Origin of the sequence: Nocardiopsis sp. TSRI0078, from assembly GCF_001905145.1 — a bacterium.
Lineage (GTDB): Bacteria > Actinomycetota > Actinomycetes > Streptosporangiales > Streptosporangiaceae > Nocardiopsis.
This window is the reverse complement of record NZ_LWLB01000035.1, coordinates 148337-163117: the sequence shown is the minus strand read 5'-3', so window position 1 is coordinate 163117 and position 14781 is coordinate 148337. Positions and strand designations below refer to the sequence as shown.

Genomic DNA, 14781 nt, shown 5'->3' with positions numbered 1-14781 from the left:
TGGACGGGAGCCCCCGCCGGGAGGCCCTGATGCCGGTGGCGCTCCCGACCGCCGGCAGTGCCGCCGGGAGCAGGACCACCGCCGCCGGGCGCACCGCGGAGGGGCCGGCCTCGACGGCCCCCCACCAGGGAGTGACCGTACGCGGCCCGAGAACCGGAACAAAAGGGGGAAAGCGTGGACGACCGGGGTGGCGCGCGGGGAACGCGCGGTTCGGGGCGGCGCCGCCCCGTGGACGTGGACGCCCTCGCCGAGGGGGTCCTGGGCGGGCACCGGCCCACGCTGGCGCGCGCGATCACGCTCGTGGAGTCCCGGCGCCCGGACCACGCCCGGGCGGCGCAGGAGCTGCTCGTCCGGATCCTGCCGCACACCGGCGAGGCCCACCGGGTCGGGATCACCGGCGTCCCCGGCGTCGGCAAGTCCACGTTCATCGACGCGCTGGGCACCAGCCTGACCGGGGCCGGGCACCGGGTGGCGGTACTCGCCGTGGACCCCTCCTCCACGCGCACCGGCGGCAGCATCCTGGGCGACAAGACACGGATGGCCCGCCTGGCGGTGGACCCGGACGCGTTCATCCGCCCCTCACCCACGGCGGGGACCCTGGGCGGGGTCGCCCGGGCCACCCGGGAGACCATGCTGCTCATGGAGGCGGCCGGGTTCGACGTGGTGCTCGTGGAGACCGTGGGTGTCGGCCAGTCCGAGGTCGCGGTGGCCGCCATGGTGGACTGCTTCCTCTTCCTCACGCTGGCCCGCACGGGCGACCAGCTCCAGGGCATCAAGAAGGGCGTGCTGGAGCTGGTGGACGTGGTCGCGGTCAACAAGGCCGACGGCCCGCACGCCGGCGACGCGCGCAAGGCGGCCCGCGAGCTGTCGCGGGCGCTGCGGCTGCTCCAGCCGGTCCACCCGGACTGGCGTCCGCCGGTGCTGACATGCAGCGGGATGACCGGTGAGGGGCTGGACGAGGTGTGGGACACCGTGGTGGAGCACCGCGCGGTGCTGGAGCGCGGCGGCGCCCTCGCCGAGCGCCGCAGCCACCAGGGGGTCAGCTGGATGTGGGACCAGGTCCGGGACCGGCTGATGGACACCTTCCTGCGCGACCCGGCGGTGGCGGAGCTCCTTCCGCGCATGGAGGCCGAGGTGCGCTCGGGAAGGACCACGGCCACCCTGGCCGCACGCACGCTGCTGGAATCCTTCACCCAGGGTGACCATTCCCCAGGTGGATGAACACATAGTAGCCGTGTCGTCCCTGATAGGGTCGATGTTCGATGAACACGTGTCCAGGGTGCGTTCCATGTCGTGAAATAACCCACGGTAAACGTGTCATACCGAGTACTCTTGGTGGGGTTCGTGCCCAGGAGGCGAAAATTTCTTCCGGTATGCCATTCCCGAACGGGCGGTTCGCTTATACCGTGTGTGTCCAACGACTTACCAGGTTCGCGGACGTGTAAGCGTTCTCCCCTCGTTGGTCCGGTTCTGTGGGAGTGGTGCCGGACCGGGCGGGCGCGGTCCGCCAGTCTGCGTATGGTTAAACGAAGGGACCCCTCACCATCTCAACGTGGGGCCGGGAGGAGTGAACGTGCACAGGCTTGGGCTGAGCACGCGGGTAGAGAGCCGCAGCGTCATCGTCGCGATCGAGGGGGAACTCGACATCGCGACCGCCGCCGACCTCCAGGAACACATCCAGTCCGCGATCAACGACCACGGTCCTTGGCTGATCCTGGACCTGTCCGGTCTGGACTTCATGGACTCGAGCGGTCTGAACGTCATCATCAACGCCTACAGGACCGTCCGCGAGCTGGGCGGATCGCTGGCGCTGGCCGCGCTGAACGAACGTGTCACCAAGGTCGTCCGCCTGGTCGGCCTGCACCGCCAGGTCCCGGTCCACCAGACCGTGGCCACCGCCGTGACCGCGATGGAGGCTCTGGAGGCCAAGCGCCAGGCCGGATAGCCTCCGGCGCATGAGCCGACTCCTCCCCCCGGGTTCCCTCGACCTCTCCTGGGACCACAACAGCCATTACCACGGCCACCTCCTCCGACACGTGCCCCCGCACTGCACCCGAGCGCTCGACGTCGGGTGCGGCGGCGGCCGGTTCGCCAGGGTCCTGGCCTCCCGGGGCATCACCGTCGACGCCGTCGATCCGGAGCCGCGGATCATCTCCGTGGCCCGCCGGTGGACGCCGTCGCGGCTGCCGGTCGAGTACCGCGTGGCCTCCCTGGAGGAGACGGACCCGGTTCCGGGGGGATACGGGTTCGTCAGCGCGGTCTCCAGCATCCACCACATGCCGTTCGGGCCCTCGCTCGAACGGATGGCCGCCGTCCTCGCCCCCGGCGGCACGCTGGCCGTCCTCGGCCTGTACCGCGAGGAGAGCGCGGCCGATGCCGCGACGAGTCTGGCCGCCCTGGGGCCGCAGTGGGCCGTCGGGGCCGGCATGGCCCTCGGACGCCTGCTCACCGGTGTGCCCGATCTCCACAGCGCGGGCCCCACGGCCGAGATGCCCGTGCGCGATCCGCGGATGAGCCTGCGTGAGATCGCGGCGCAGGCCGCCGGGCGCCTGCCCGGCGCCCGGCTGAGGCGGCTGCTGTTCTGGCGCTACTCCCTGGTGTACAGGCGCCCGGACTGACCCCGGACGGGAGCCGGACGCGCGTGGGCGGCGCTCAGGAACCGCCGCCACCGTCGCCTCCGCCGGAACCCCCGCCGTCGGAGCGGAGTACGAACGGCAGACCGGACAGTGGATCGGTGAGCGGGCCCAGGTACAGGACGTAGAAGACCCATGCCCGGGTCACCACGTCGCCGAGGGCACCGATGCCGAACACGATGCCGCCCGCCGCGACGAGCCCCTTGCGGTCGGTGGCCACCTTGGCGGTGAGGGCCAGCACGACGACCCCGATCACCACGTGGACGCCCTCGAGCAGCGAGGACAGGGTGTAGAAGACGAGGGAGAGATCGAACATCCGGGGTCTTTCCTGGGGATGACTGCATGTCGGACCCTGACGCCGGTCGGTTCTGCGTGTCGACACGGTCGCCGGCCGCCCGCCTGTGCGCCGTAGGACGACGGACTCGGCGCGGGAGTTCTCCACAGCGCGCCCTTCCCTGTGGAAAACCCTCGCTCCGGCGGGGAGTATGGGGAACGGCAGGACAGTCGGAGGTGACGCCGTGCTCGTGGTGGAACTGGACCGGATCGATGAGGGCATGATCGACCTGGTCGGCGGCAAGGCCGTCGGCCTGGGCGGGGTGATCGCCGCCGGGGAGCGCGTCCCGCCGGGATTTTGCGTGACCACCGAGGCCCACCGCTCCGGGACACTGCCGACCGGCGAGGTGGCCGCCGCCTACGAGGCCCTCGGCGGGGGGCGGGTGGCGGTGCGGTCCAGCGCCACCGCGGAGGACCTCCCGGACGCCTCCTTCGCCGGCCAGCAGGACACCTACCTCGACGTCGAGGGCACCGACGACCTCCTCAGGGCCGTCCGGCGGTGCTGGGACTCCCTGTGGACCGACCGCGCCGTCGCCTACCGGCGCGACCGGGGCATCGACGACGACGCGGCGCACATGGCCGTCGTCGTGCAGCGCATGGTCGAGCCGCGCGCGGCGGGCGTGCTGTTCACCGCCAACCCGGTCACCGGCACGCGGGGGGAGACCGTCGTGGACGCCGTCCCGGGCCTGGGCACCGCCGTGGTCGACGGCACGGTCCGGCCCGACCACTACGTCGTGGCCGCGGACGGTGCGACCGAGGGCCCCGGCGACGGGTGCCTGTCCCCGCGTGAGGTGGAGGCGCTGCGCGCGGCGGGGGAGCGGCTCCAGGACCACCTCGGTGCGCCGCAGGACATCGAGTGGGCCCTCGACCGGGACGGGACCCCCTGGTTCCTCCAGTCCCGGGCGATCACCACCCTCTTCCCCCTGCCTCCCCGGCACGACGACGGCCCCCGCGTCTACTTCGAGGGCGGGCACATGCAGGGCATGCTCCGCCCCTTCACCCCGATGGGCATGTCCGCGCTGAAGGCCGTCGCCGCCGCGTGGTTCGGCGCCCTGGGAGCCGACGTCGATCCCGACGGCGAGGGCGGCATGATGGTCGACGTGGGAGGCAGGTTCTACCTCGACCTGACCCCCCTCCTGCGCAACCGCTGGACCCGGGGCTCGATGCCGGACGGCATGGCCCTCTACGGTCCCCGGGCCTCGGCGGCCATGCGCTCCCTCCTGGACGACCCCCGCTTCGCTCCGCGCCACGGAGGGCGGATCGACCCGCGCGGGGCGGCGGGGGTAGCCGTGCGGGCGCTGCTGCTCGCCGGGGGCGTCATCGCCCGGGGCGCGGCCGCGCTCGCCGACCCCGACGACGCCAGGCGCCGCATGCTGCGGGCGGGGGAGTCGATGCGTCAGCGGGCCTCCCGTACCCCGGAGCACGTGGTCACGGCCCGGGACCGGCTGGACCACGCCACGGCCGTCCAGAGCCACGCGCTGACGCGGGGCCTGATCCCGATGATGGGGCCCCTGTACGTCGGCCTCCTCTCCGCCAGGGCACCCGACCTGCTGCTCCGGGGGATCGCGGAACCGGGCGAGGTCGCCGCCGTCCTCGGCGGGATGCCGCACAACGTCACCACCGAGATGGACCTCGCGCTGTGGCGGCTGGCGGTCGGGGCGCGCGAGCACCGGGACCTGCTGCGGGACACCCCTCCGGAGGAGCTGGCGGACCGGTACCGCGCGGGGACGCTCCCCGACATCGGCCTCGGCGGCTTCCTGGAGAGGTACGGGCACCGGGGCGCGGCCGAGATCGACGCCGGTGTGCCCCGCTGGTCGGAGGACCCCGCGCCCCTGTTCACGGCGCTCGCCAACTACCTGCGGGTGACCGACCCCGAGCAGGCGCCGGACCGCAGGTTCGCCCGCGCGGTGGCCGAGGCGGAGCGTGTGCGCGGCGAACTGGTCGGGCGCGCGATGGACACCCGCCCGGTCCGCGCGCGCCTGTCGGACTTCTTCTTCGGGCGTGCGCGCGCCCTGGCCGGGATGCGGGAGTATCCCAAGTTCGCCTGGCTGTACTCGATCGCCGAGACGCGCCGCCAGCTCCTCCTGGTCGGGGAGCGGATGGCCGGGGAGGGCCGGCTGGACCGGCCCGACGACATCATGTTCCTCCGGCTCCCGGAGGCGCGCGCACTGGTGGACGGAGCGGACCAGCGCGCGCTGGTCGCCGAGCGCCGCGCGGAGTACCTGCGCGAGCGGCGGCGCCGCCGGGTGCCCCCGCTCCTGTTGTCCGACGGCACCGACGTCGAGACGGCCCTGCCCGCCCTGCCCGCGGGCGGGGACGGGGAGTTCGTCGGCGTGCCCGCCTCGTCGGGGACCGCGACCGGCAGGGCCAGGGTGGTCCACGACCCGGCGGGGGCCTCGCTGGAGCCGGGGGAGATCCTGGTCGCGCAGACCACGGACCCCGGGTGGACGCCCCTGTTCATGACCGCCGGAGGGCTGGTGGTGGAGACCGGCTCGACCATGGCGCACGGGCCCACGGTCGCCCGGGAGTACGGCATTCCCGCCGTGATCTGCGTGCCCGGCGTCACCGAGCTGCTCCGTGACGGCCAGATGGTCACCATCGACGGCGGTGCCGGGACCATTCGTCTGGAGGAGCCGGGGGTGCCGGGGGACGCGGAGGCCCCGCGGGGTCCCGGGGAGACGCAGGCGCCGTAGGACCGCACCTGGTAGCCGGAGGCTACCCGGGACGGTCCGCGATCCTCACCAGGGTGGGCTCGGTGGAACTCGTCTCCAGAAGGACCGTGTGGCCGACGGTGTGGCCCCTCTGGCCGGGGCAGCGGACGCTGAGCGTGCGTTCGTGGGGAAGGCCCTCCATGCGGTAGGAGACCCGCACAGAGAACCAGCAGCCCCTCCTGCTGCTCTTGTCGACCGCCTCCACGGTCCCCCGAACCGTCGGTCCGGACGACAGGGCCGCCTCATTCCGCAGACGTTCCGCCAACAGGTGCCCCGGCCCCACCAGGACCAGCAGGCATCCCAGAACCACGGCCGCCTTCACCCGTATCTCCCTTGCCGGAGAATGCGGGCGCGCGGGGAGGGCCGCACGGTTGAGGGCCGCGTGGCGTGCGACCGCCCGCCAGGCCAGTGGCACAGCGGCCAGGAGCACGGCCGTTCCCGCCGCGAACCAGGTGAACGAGGGATCGAGGCGCACCATCTCCTCGGGAGCGGCGTTCAGGTACGGCCACGCGCAGAGCAAGGCGCCGGCACAGAGGCACAGTACGGCCGGAACCGCCCACCGAACGACCGGCAGGGCCGGGGCCTGCCTTCGCAGGCGGGCCCTGAGGGCGGGCGGGGTCCCGCTCCTGTACCAGGTGCGGACCAACAACCAGGACAGCGGTCCGCCCAGGGCGAGCCCGGAAAGCAGCGCAGGCGCCCAGGAGGCGTCGTGGCCTGCCAGAGCCGCATCGTGCGGGGATTCCGCCAGGTAGCGGACCTCCACGTCACGGGGATCGTGGCGGGGATCGTAGGTTCCGATGGCCGCGGTCTCCACCCGCTCGCCGTCGACGGTGAAAGCCACACGTGCCTCGCCCTCCACCACACCGGTGACCCGCGCCTCGGCGGTCCGGCCGCCCAGGGCGAAGGCCGCGTCCGCGACCAGCGGGTGGACCAGGGCGTTGAGGGCCATTCCGCCCATCGCCCCGAACAGGGCCAGTGCCATGGCCACGCTGGCCACCACCCAGGTCCAGATCCGGATGAGCTCGAAGTCCCAGGTCCGGGGACGGCGTTCGCCGCGCTCGGCCGGTCTGGTCCCCCAGGCGTCTGGACGGCGTCGCAGGTGGTGCCTCTTGCGTTTGCGTGTCACTGTCCCCCACGAGGTTCGTCCGAGATCCCGGTGAAAGGGCGCGGAGAGCCTGGGCCGGTGGTGTGTGCGGCTGTCCAGCCGGGAATCCGCGGATCACGCTAACGCAACCGATGGGCACGGACCGGTGCCGCCCCCTCACCCCGGCCACGGTCGGCGCGGGGGCGCGTGCGCGTGAGGCGGCGGACCTCACCACCACCTCGGGGTCACGTACCAACCCGGGGGGGTGGTTTGTCGTGTTTTGGGAGGCGTGTAACCTTAGCCTTGCCTTACTAAGCCAAGCCTTGCCGAACTTTGGCGGGATTCCCCTGTGTCTGGAGCCGTCGTGTCCCCACGTTTCCTCCCCCTGTTCTCCCTGGTCCCCCTCTCGGTCCTGGTCCTGGCCGGATGCTCGACGAAGACGGAGGCGGACACCACGGAACCGGCCGAGACCGTCACCGTCGAGGCCGAGAACGGTGAGGTCGAGATTCCCCGCGACCCCGGGACCGTGGTCGTCTTCGACAACGCCCAGCTCGACATCCTCGACGCCCTCGAAGTGGACGTCGCGGGCATCCCCTCCGCCGACGTCGTCCCGGAGCTCTTCGCCGACTACGCCGAGAGCGACGACGTGGCCAACGTCGGCTCCCTGTTCGAGCCGGACTTCGAGGCCGTGGCCGCTCTCGACCCCGACCTGATCATCAGCGGCGGGCGCAGTTCCGCCGTCACCGGAGAGCTCGCCGAGATCGCCCCCACCATCGACATGTCCCTCGACTCCGCCGACATCCTCGGCAGCATCTCCGAGCGCACCACCGCCTACGGTGAGATCTTCGACAGGGCCGAGGAGGCCGATGCCCTCGTCACCGAGTTCGAGAGCCGCGTCGAGGAGGTCGGCGCCAAGGTCGCCGAGTCGGGCGACGGCCTCGTCCTCATGTCCAACGCCGGTGAGATCAGCGCCTACGGCCCCGGCTCCCGCTTCGGCTTCTTCTACGACGTCCTCGGCCTGGAGCCCTCCATCGAGATCGTCAACGAGGAGGCCCGCCACGGCGAGGCCATGTCCTTCGAGGCCCTGGCCGAGGCCGACCCCGACTGGCTCTACGTGATCGACCGCGACAACGCCATCGGCACGGAGGGCGCCTCCCCGGCCGAGCAGGTGCTCGACAACGAGCTGGTCGACCGCACCACCGCGGCCCAGGAGGACCAGGTCCTCTACCTCGACTCCGCGGAGCTGTACCTGGTCGGCGGCATCCAGGCGCACCTCAACACCATCGACGACATCGACGCCGCCCTCTCCTGATCCGGTGACGTCCACGACCGCCGCCGCGCCCGGGGACCGGCGAAGCGCCCCCTCCCCGGGCGGGCGCACCCCGCGCTCCGTCCTCGTCCTCGCCGTGCTCACGGTCTCGGCCCTGTCCGTGGCCAGCCTGTTCACCGGTGCCGGGGACATCACCCCGGCCCGGCTCCTGAGCGACCCGGAGGCCCGTGGGCTGTTCCTGGTCAGCCGTGTCCCGCGCACCCTCGCCCTGCTGTTGGCCGGTGCCGCGGTGAGCGTCGCGGGCCTGATCATGCAGATGCTCACCCAGAACCGCTTCGTGGAGCCCTCCACCGCGGGCACGGTGCAGTCGGCGGCCCTCGGCATCCTGCTGGTCACCCTCTTCTTCCCGGGTGCGCCGCTGCCCGTGAAGATGACCGTGGCCTGCGTCGCCGCGCTCGCCGGTACCGCCCTGTTCCTCGGCGTGCTCCGACGCGTCGCCCTGAGGTCCTCGCTGGTCGTCCCCCTGGTCGGCATCATGCTCGGCGCGGTGATCAGTTCGGTCACCACCTTCGTCGCGCTGCGCCACGACCTCCTCCAGACCCTGGGCGTCTGGCAGTCCGGAGACTTCTCCGGGGTCATGCGGGGCCGCTACGAACAACTGTGGCTGGTCGGCCTCCTCGCCCTGACCGCCTATCTCATCGCCGACCGCCTGACCGTGGCCGGGCTGGGCCGCGACATCGCCCGCAGCCTCGGTCTGAACCACCGCACCGTCATGGCGGCGGGCGTCGGCATCGTCGCCGTCGTCAGCGGCGTGGTGGTGTCCGTCGTCGGGAGCCTGCCCTTCCTCGGCCTCATCGTTCCCAACCTGGTCAGCATGGCGGTCGGAGACCACGTCCGCAGGGGGGTTCCCTGGGTCTGCCTGCTCGGCGGTGGCGTCCTCGTGTTCTGCGACATCCTCTCCCGGACCATCCGCGCGCCCTTCGAGATCCCCGTCGGCAGCGTCCTGGGCGTCGTGGGCGCGGCGGTGTTCCTGTTCATGCTCTTGCGGAGGAGTCCACATGCCGGTCGCTGAACGCTCCGCCGCCCCCGTCCGCGGTGCCGCCCCCGCCCGCCGTCTCCCGGTCTGGGCGAGGATCGCGCTGCTGGCCGCGGCCGCCGCCGGGTGCACGGTCGCCTATCTGACCCACGGGGTGACCGGTGACGTCGCCTACGTGGTCGAGCGCCGCTCCGCCGTCGTCCTCACCATGTTCGTGGTGGCCTTCGCGGGCGCGGTCTCCACGGTCCTGTTCCACACTGTCACGGACAACCGCATCCTCACCCCCTCCATCATGGGGATGGAGTCCCTGTTCGTCCTGGTGCAGACGTGCCTGGTCTTCGTGTTCGGCGTCGCGGGCCTGAGCGCGCTGCCGCCGGTGGCGGCGTTCCTGGCGCAGACCGCCCTGATGGTGCTCTTCGCGCTGCTCCTGTTCAGACGCCTGTTCACCGACGGGTTCGGCGGCCTGCACCTGATGCTGCTGGTCGGCATCGTCCTGGGCGTGCTGTTCACCAGCCTCTCCCAGCTCATGCAGCGGCTGCTCGACCCGAACGAGTTCACCGCACTGCAGGGCCGCCTGTTCGCCCGGCTGACGCGCGCCGACCCCGACCTGCTGCCCTGGGTCGCGGTCGTCGTCGTGCTCGTGGGCGTCCTGGTGTGGCGCCGGCACCGGCTGTTGGACGTGCTCGCGCTGGGCCGGGACACCTCCGTGAGCCTGGGGGTGGACCACACCCGCGCGGCCGTCCGGATCCTGGTGGCCGTCGCCCTGCTCACCGCGGTGTCCACCGCGCTGGTCGGGCCGATGACCTTCTTCGGCTTCATGGCCGCGACCCTCGCCTACCAGGTCACCGGCCGCCACGAGCACCGGTACGTCCTTCCGGTGGCCTTCCTCGTGGGCCTGTGCGCCCTGGTCGGCGGACAGTTCGTCCTCGAACACCTCCTCGGGCACGCGGGCACGCTCAGCGTCGTCATCGAGTTCACCGGGGGCGCCCTGTTCCTGTACTTCCTGATGCGAAAGGCCGCGCGTTGATCGAACTGACCGACCTCACCAAGGCCTACGGGGCCGAGACCGTCCTGCGGGACGTGTGCCTGCGGATCGAGCGAGGCGGCGTCACCTCGATCATCGGGCCCAACGGCGCGGGCAAGTCCACGATGCTCACCATCATCGGCCGCCTGCTCCGGGCCGACGGGGGACGTGTGACCGTCGACGGGGATGACGTGGCCTCGGCGCCCGGCCGGGACATGGCCCGGAAGCTGTCGATCCTGCGCCAGGAGAACCGGTTCACCACCCGGCTGACCGTGCGCGACCTGGTCCGCTTCGGCCGCTACCCGCACTCGCGGGGGCGGCTGACCGCCGAGTGCCACGCGCAGGTCGAGGCGGCCCTGGGGTTCCTGGACCTGGTCCCGCTCGCCGACCGGTTCCTGGACGAGCTGTCCGGCGGCCAGCGCCAGCGCGCGTACGTGGCGATGGTGCTGTGCCAGGACACCGACTACGTACTGCTCGACGAGCCGCTGAACAACCTCGACATGAAGCACGCCGTGTCGATGATGCGGCAGATCCGCCGGGCCGCCGACGCGCTCGGCCGGACCATCGTGATCGTCATCCACGACATCAACTTCGCCTCGGCCTACTCCGACCGGATCGTGGCCATGCGCGACGGCCGGGTCGTCCACACCGGTACTCCGGAGGAGATCATGACGCCCGAGGTGCTCGGTGACGTGTTCGACCTGGACGTGCGGGTCGAGGAGATCGCGGGATCCCGGATCGGCGTCTACTACCGATGACCCGCGGGGGAGGCCGGGTCCGGGAACTCTGTGGCCGCAGCCGTCCCGAACCCTCGGGCGCCGGTCGGGGAGAGGGCTGACCGCGCCGTCCCGTATCCCCTGGCGGTGCACGCGGCGTTGCGCCAGGGTGGTGGGGTGCGTAACATCTCCTCGAATCGGTTCGACGAGGGACGGGACGGCACGGTGCGGATCTCCGATGTGGCCCGGCACGCCGGTGTGTCGCCGAGCACGGTCTCCTACGTCCTCAGCGGCAAGCGGTCGATCTCCGAGTCCACCAGGCGCCGGGTGCGCGAGAGCATCGAGGCCCTCGGCTACCAGCCGCACGCGGGCGCGCGCTCCCTGGCCAGCCGCCGCAGCAACGTGATCGCCCTGGTCATCCCGCTGCGCGAGGACGTGCACGTCCCCGTCGCCATGCGCTTCGCCGTCTCCGTCGTCACCGCCGCCCGCGCGCACGACCACGACGTCCTCCTGCTCACCCAGGGCGAGGGGCCCGACGGACTGCGCAGGGTCGCCGGCAGCGCCATGGTGGACGGCGTCATCGTCATGGACGTGGAGGCCGACGACGCGCGCGTGCCCGTTCTGCGCGGACTGGACCTGCCCTCGGTCCTCATCGGCGTCCCCGAGGACACCGAGGGCCTGACCTGCGTGGACCTGGACTTCGCCGCCGCGGGCGCGGCCTGCGTGCACCACCTCGCCGACCTCGGCCACACCGACATCGCCTTCGTCGGCCAGCCGCCCTCGGTCTACGAGCGGCGGACCGGGTTCGCCGAGCGCACCGTCACCGGCTTCGAGCTCGCGGCCGCCGAGCGCGGCGTCCGCGCCACCCTGCGCCCCTGCTCGCCGGACACCGCGCGCGGTGTCGCGGAGGAGCTCCTGCGCGAACGGCCCGCAACCACCGGCCTCATCGTGCACAACGAGCCCTCGGTCGGTCCCTTGCTCGACGCCTTCGCCGAGCACGGCCGCACTCCCCCCGCGCTGTCCGTGGCCGCCATCGGCCCCGTTCCTCCCGGGGGACCGCCGCTGACCTCGGTGGACCTGCCCGCCGAGGAGGTCGGAGCCCGTGCGGTCGGCCTGCTCATGGACAAGATCGACGGCCCCGCGCACCCCGGGGTCACCCTGCTGGAGCCGAGGCTGACCGCCCGGGAGAGCACCGCCTCCCCGGTCTGATCCAGGACTTCGGAACCCGGCGGCCCGAGCGGCGCCCCGTGTGGCGGCGGCCTCGCCTTGTCGCGGAAGGAACGCTCGTTCTACGTTGGTGCCATGGTTCGAATGTCCCAGGAGCACCTGGACGCGCGCCGTCGGCAGATTCTGGACGCCGCACGGCGCTGTTTCGTCCGCAACGGCTTCCACGCCACGTCCATGCAGGACCTGCTGGCGGAGGCCCGTCTGTCGGCGGGCGCGGTCTACCGCTACTTCAGCGGCAAGGAGGCCATCATCGGGGCGATCGCCTCCGAGGCCCTCGCCGAGGTCACGGAGGCGTTCACGGCTCGGGACGGCGCGCGTCCCCCGGACCTGGACGACCTCGTCGACCTCGTACTGCGTGGTGACGGGCCCTCGCTGGCGGTGTCACGGGAATCGGCCGGACTGCTCGTCCAGATCTGGGCGGAGGCCCTGCGGTCACCGTCCCTGGCGACACGGTTGCAGGAGGTCATGGACGAGGTGCGCGCCCTGATCAGCCGTATGGCGGCCCGGCACCAGGAGCAGGGGCGGCTCTCCTCCGACGTTCCACCGGAGAGTGTGGCCGACTCCCTGATCGCCTTCGTCGACGGCTTCGTGGTCCGGCGCGCGGTCTACGGCGACGCCGACCCGACGGCGTTCCGGGACGGGCTGAGGGCTCTGATGGGCGCCCCGCCCCGCCGGTGAAACTCAGAGAATGAACGTTCGCTCTTGAAGGGGCGGCGCCTTCGTGCTCATATTGAGAGAACGAACGTTCGTTCTTGAAGGTTGCCTTGAGTACCGACGACGACGTCCTCATCGTGGGTGCGGGCCCCACCGGGCTGGTGCTGGCCAGCGAGCTGGCCCGGCGCGGGGTGGTCCCCCGCGTCGTCGACGCGGGTCCCCCGGACATGCGCGAGAGCAGGGCCGTGGCGGTCGTCGCCCGGTCACTGGAGATGCTGGACGACATCGGACTGGCCGAGGCCGCCGTCGAGCGGGGCCTGCCCCTGCGTCGCCTGTCCTTCCACCAGGGGGGCACCACCCTGGCCGACCTGGACCTGTCGGCCCTGGACTCGCCGTTCCCGATGGACCTGTGCATCCCGCAGTGGCGAACGGTCGGGCTGCTGCGGGAGCGGGCCGAGGAGCTGGGCGTCTCCGTCGAATGGAACACGCGCCTGGCCTCCCGCCAAGCCGACGGGGACGGCGTCACCGCGGAGCTCGTCCACGGGGACGGCCGCGTCGAGCACCACACGGCGCGGTGGCTGGTCGGGTGCGACGGAGCGCACAGCACCGTGCGCCGCACGGCGGGCTTCGGCTGGGAGACCGCCGACCTGCACCGGGGCTTCATCCTCGGCGACGTGGCGGCCGACTGGGACCTGGAGAGGGACCGCTTCCACGCGTTCTTCGGCCCGGGCGGCATCCTGGCCGTCTTCCCGATGGTCGGCGGCCACTGGCGCATCCTGGCCAACACACCCGACGACAACCCGCCCGGGGACCCCGGCCTGAGCGACCACGCCGCCTACGTCGGTCGGCGCACTCCGCTGGACCCGCGCCTTCGCGACCTGCGGTGGAGTTCGGCGTTCGTGGTGCGCGAGGGGCTCGCCGACCGGTTCAGGCACGGCCGGGTGCTGCTCGCGGGCGACGCGGCGCACAGCCACAGCCCGATCGGGGGCCAGGGCATGAACACGGGAATGCAGGACGCCTACAACCTGGACTGGAAACTCGCACTGGTGGCCACCGGCCGTGCCACCCCCTCCCTGCTGGACAGCTTCGAGGAGGAACGGCGGCCCGTGGCCCGGGCCGTGGTCGAGGCCACGTCCACCGCCACCCGTGTCGCCACCGCGAGGAACCCCGCACTACGCCGGGCGCGCCACCACGCGCTGCGTCTGCTGGGACGGTCCAACCCCGCCCAGCGGCGACTGTCGAACACTCTGGGGGAACACCTGGTCAACTACCGCGACAGCGCGCTCGTCTCCGAGAGATGGGACGGATCGGGGCCCCGGCGTGGAGCGACGGTTCCGGCGCCGGGCCCGGGGCCGGGGAGGTGGTCCGGGACGCCTACCTCGAAACCCGCACGGGCATCAGGGCGCTCCGGCACGTCTACCGGGGCCCCGGGCACCACCTGGTGCTGTTCGCCGCCGACGTGGCCGACCCCGCCACCCTGGCCTCCTGGGCGGCCGCCGGCCGCGAGGCCATGGACGGGTACGGGGAGGTCCACGTCGTGACACGCGGCCACCTGCCGGCGGAGCCCGTCGACGGGGTCATGGCGGACATGCGCAGCGAGGCCCACCACCGGTACGGAGTGCGCCGACCCAGCCTGTACCTCGTCCGGCCGGACAAGTACGTCGCCCACCGGGGCGACAGCATCGATCCCGCACCCGTACGGGACTGCTTCCGCGCGGCTGGCGGGCCGGTAGCGCGGGGCCCGTCCGGGGAAGCGCCCGGACATCCCGACCGCGCGGGGGCTCCGACGTGCCCGTTCGTGCGGACCGGCCCCGGCCGGGGGCCGCGGGGACCGCGTCGGAACACACTCGGAAACGATTCCTCCGACGCGGAATACCGACCCGGCCCCTCCCGTTGTACGGGGTGCTGGACGGTGCGGTAGCAAGTGTCCCCCGGGCTCCACACATAGCCTTCACGGAATACCGCGCCCGCAAGGGCGGCAGGAGCCGTGTTGTGCCCCGCGCCGTGAGGCGACCGCCGCATCGGTCCAGCACACGTGACGGCCCCGCCGGGCAGCAGCCCGGCGGGGCCGTTCCACGTCCGGTGCCCGGAGG

General features: G+C 72.5%; 13 protein-coding genes. 11 read left to right on the top strand and 2 right to left on the bottom strand.

Annotation, left to right across the window (positions count from 1 at the left end; all coding sequences use genetic code 11):
* Nucleotides 1-174: 174 nt before the first annotated feature.
* The 3 genes from meaB to A6A08_RS23695 all read left to right on the top strand — a co-directional run bounded on the left by meaB (nt 175) and on the right by A6A08_RS23695 (nt 2618).
* The gene (gene meaB, locus A6A08_RS23705) at nt 175-1221 is read left to right on the top strand and encodes a methylmalonyl Co-A mutase-associated GTPase MeaB (RefSeq protein WP_073704843.1); all 1047 of its coding nucleotides are present in this window, start codon (nt 175-177) and stop codon (nt 1219-1221) included.
* Nucleotides 1222-1573: 352 nt separating this feature from the next.
* A complete protein-coding gene (locus tag A6A08_RS23700; protein ID WP_073704842.1) occupies nt 1574-1945 on the top strand; it encodes an STAS domain-containing protein in 372 nt (123 codons plus the stop codon).
* A gap of 10 nt (nt 1946-1955) precedes the next feature.
* Entirely contained in the window at nt 1956-2618 is a 663-nt protein-coding gene (locus tag A6A08_RS23695) for a bifunctional 2-polyprenyl-6-hydroxyphenol methylase/3-demethylubiquinol 3-O-methyltransferase UbiG (protein WP_073704841.1), read from the top strand.
* 34 nt (nt 2619-2652) lie between these two features.
* On the opposite strand, the gene A6A08_RS23690 is transcribed toward A6A08_RS23695, so the two are convergent.
* Entirely contained in the window at nt 2653-2949 is a 297-nt protein-coding gene (locus A6A08_RS23690) for a hypothetical protein (RefSeq protein WP_073704840.1), read from the bottom strand.
* Nucleotides 2950-3151: 202 nt separating this feature from the next.
* Between A6A08_RS23690 and A6A08_RS23685 the strand changes: the two genes are divergently transcribed.
* Nucleotides 3152-5659 carry a PEP/pyruvate-binding domain-containing protein gene (locus A6A08_RS23685; protein WP_073704839.1) on the top strand — a complete coding sequence of 836 codons (2508 nt, stop codon included), beginning with the start codon at nt 3152-3154 and terminating at the stop codon, nt 5657-5659.
* 22 nt (nt 5660-5681) lie between these two features.
* On the opposite strand, the gene A6A08_RS23680 is transcribed toward A6A08_RS23685, so the two are convergent.
* Nucleotides 5682-6803 (bottom strand): hypothetical protein, encoded by a 1122-nt coding sequence (locus A6A08_RS23680; RefSeq protein WP_083609249.1) that lies wholly within the window; start codon nt 6801-6803, stop codon nt 5682-5684.
* A 322-nt stretch (nt 6804-7125) separates the two neighbouring features.
* Between A6A08_RS23680 and A6A08_RS23675 the strand changes: the two genes are divergently transcribed.
* The 7 genes from A6A08_RS23675 to A6A08_RS23645 all read left to right on the top strand — a co-directional run bounded on the left by A6A08_RS23675 (nt 7126) and on the right by A6A08_RS23645 (nt 14229).
* Nucleotides 7126-8073: a siderophore ABC transporter substrate-binding protein gene (locus A6A08_RS23675; RefSeq protein ID WP_073704837.1), complete on the top strand. Its 948-nt coding sequence runs from the start codon at nt 7126-7128 to the stop codon at nt 8071-8073.
* Nucleotides 8074-8077: 4 nt separating this feature from the next.
* Nucleotides 8078-9103 carry an ABC transporter permease gene (locus A6A08_RS23670; protein ID WP_073704836.1) on the top strand — a complete coding sequence of 342 codons (1026 nt, stop codon included), beginning with the start codon at nt 8078-8080 and terminating at the stop codon, nt 9101-9103.
* Complete coding sequence (locus tag A6A08_RS23665) at nt 9090-10094, top strand: iron chelate uptake ABC transporter family permease subunit (RefSeq protein WP_073704835.1); 1005 nt, start codon at nt 9090-9092, stop codon at nt 10092-10094. Before A6A08_RS23670 ends, A6A08_RS23665 begins: the two co-directional genes overlap by 14 nt.
* A complete protein-coding gene (locus A6A08_RS23660) occupies nt 10091-10849 on the top strand; it encodes an ABC transporter ATP-binding protein (protein WP_073704834.1) in 759 nt (252 codons plus the stop codon). The genes A6A08_RS23665 and A6A08_RS23660 overlap by 4 nt, the downstream gene beginning before the upstream one ends.
* A gap of 183 nt (nt 10850-11032) precedes the next feature.
* Complete coding sequence (locus A6A08_RS23655) at nt 11033-12016, top strand: LacI family DNA-binding transcriptional regulator (protein ID WP_073705039.1); 984 nt, start codon at nt 11033-11035, stop codon at nt 12014-12016.
* Nucleotides 12017-12109: 93 nt separating this feature from the next.
* Entirely contained in the window at nt 12110-12712 is a 603-nt protein-coding gene (locus A6A08_RS23650; protein ID WP_073704833.1) for a TetR/AcrR family transcriptional regulator, read from the top strand.
* An 86-nt stretch (nt 12713-12798) separates the two neighbouring features.
* Nucleotides 12799-14229: an FAD-dependent monooxygenase gene (locus A6A08_RS23645; RefSeq protein WP_073704832.1), complete on the top strand. Its 1431-nt coding sequence runs from the start codon at nt 12799-12801 to the stop codon at nt 14227-14229.
* The last annotated feature ends 552 nt before the right edge of the window (nt 14230-14781 follow it).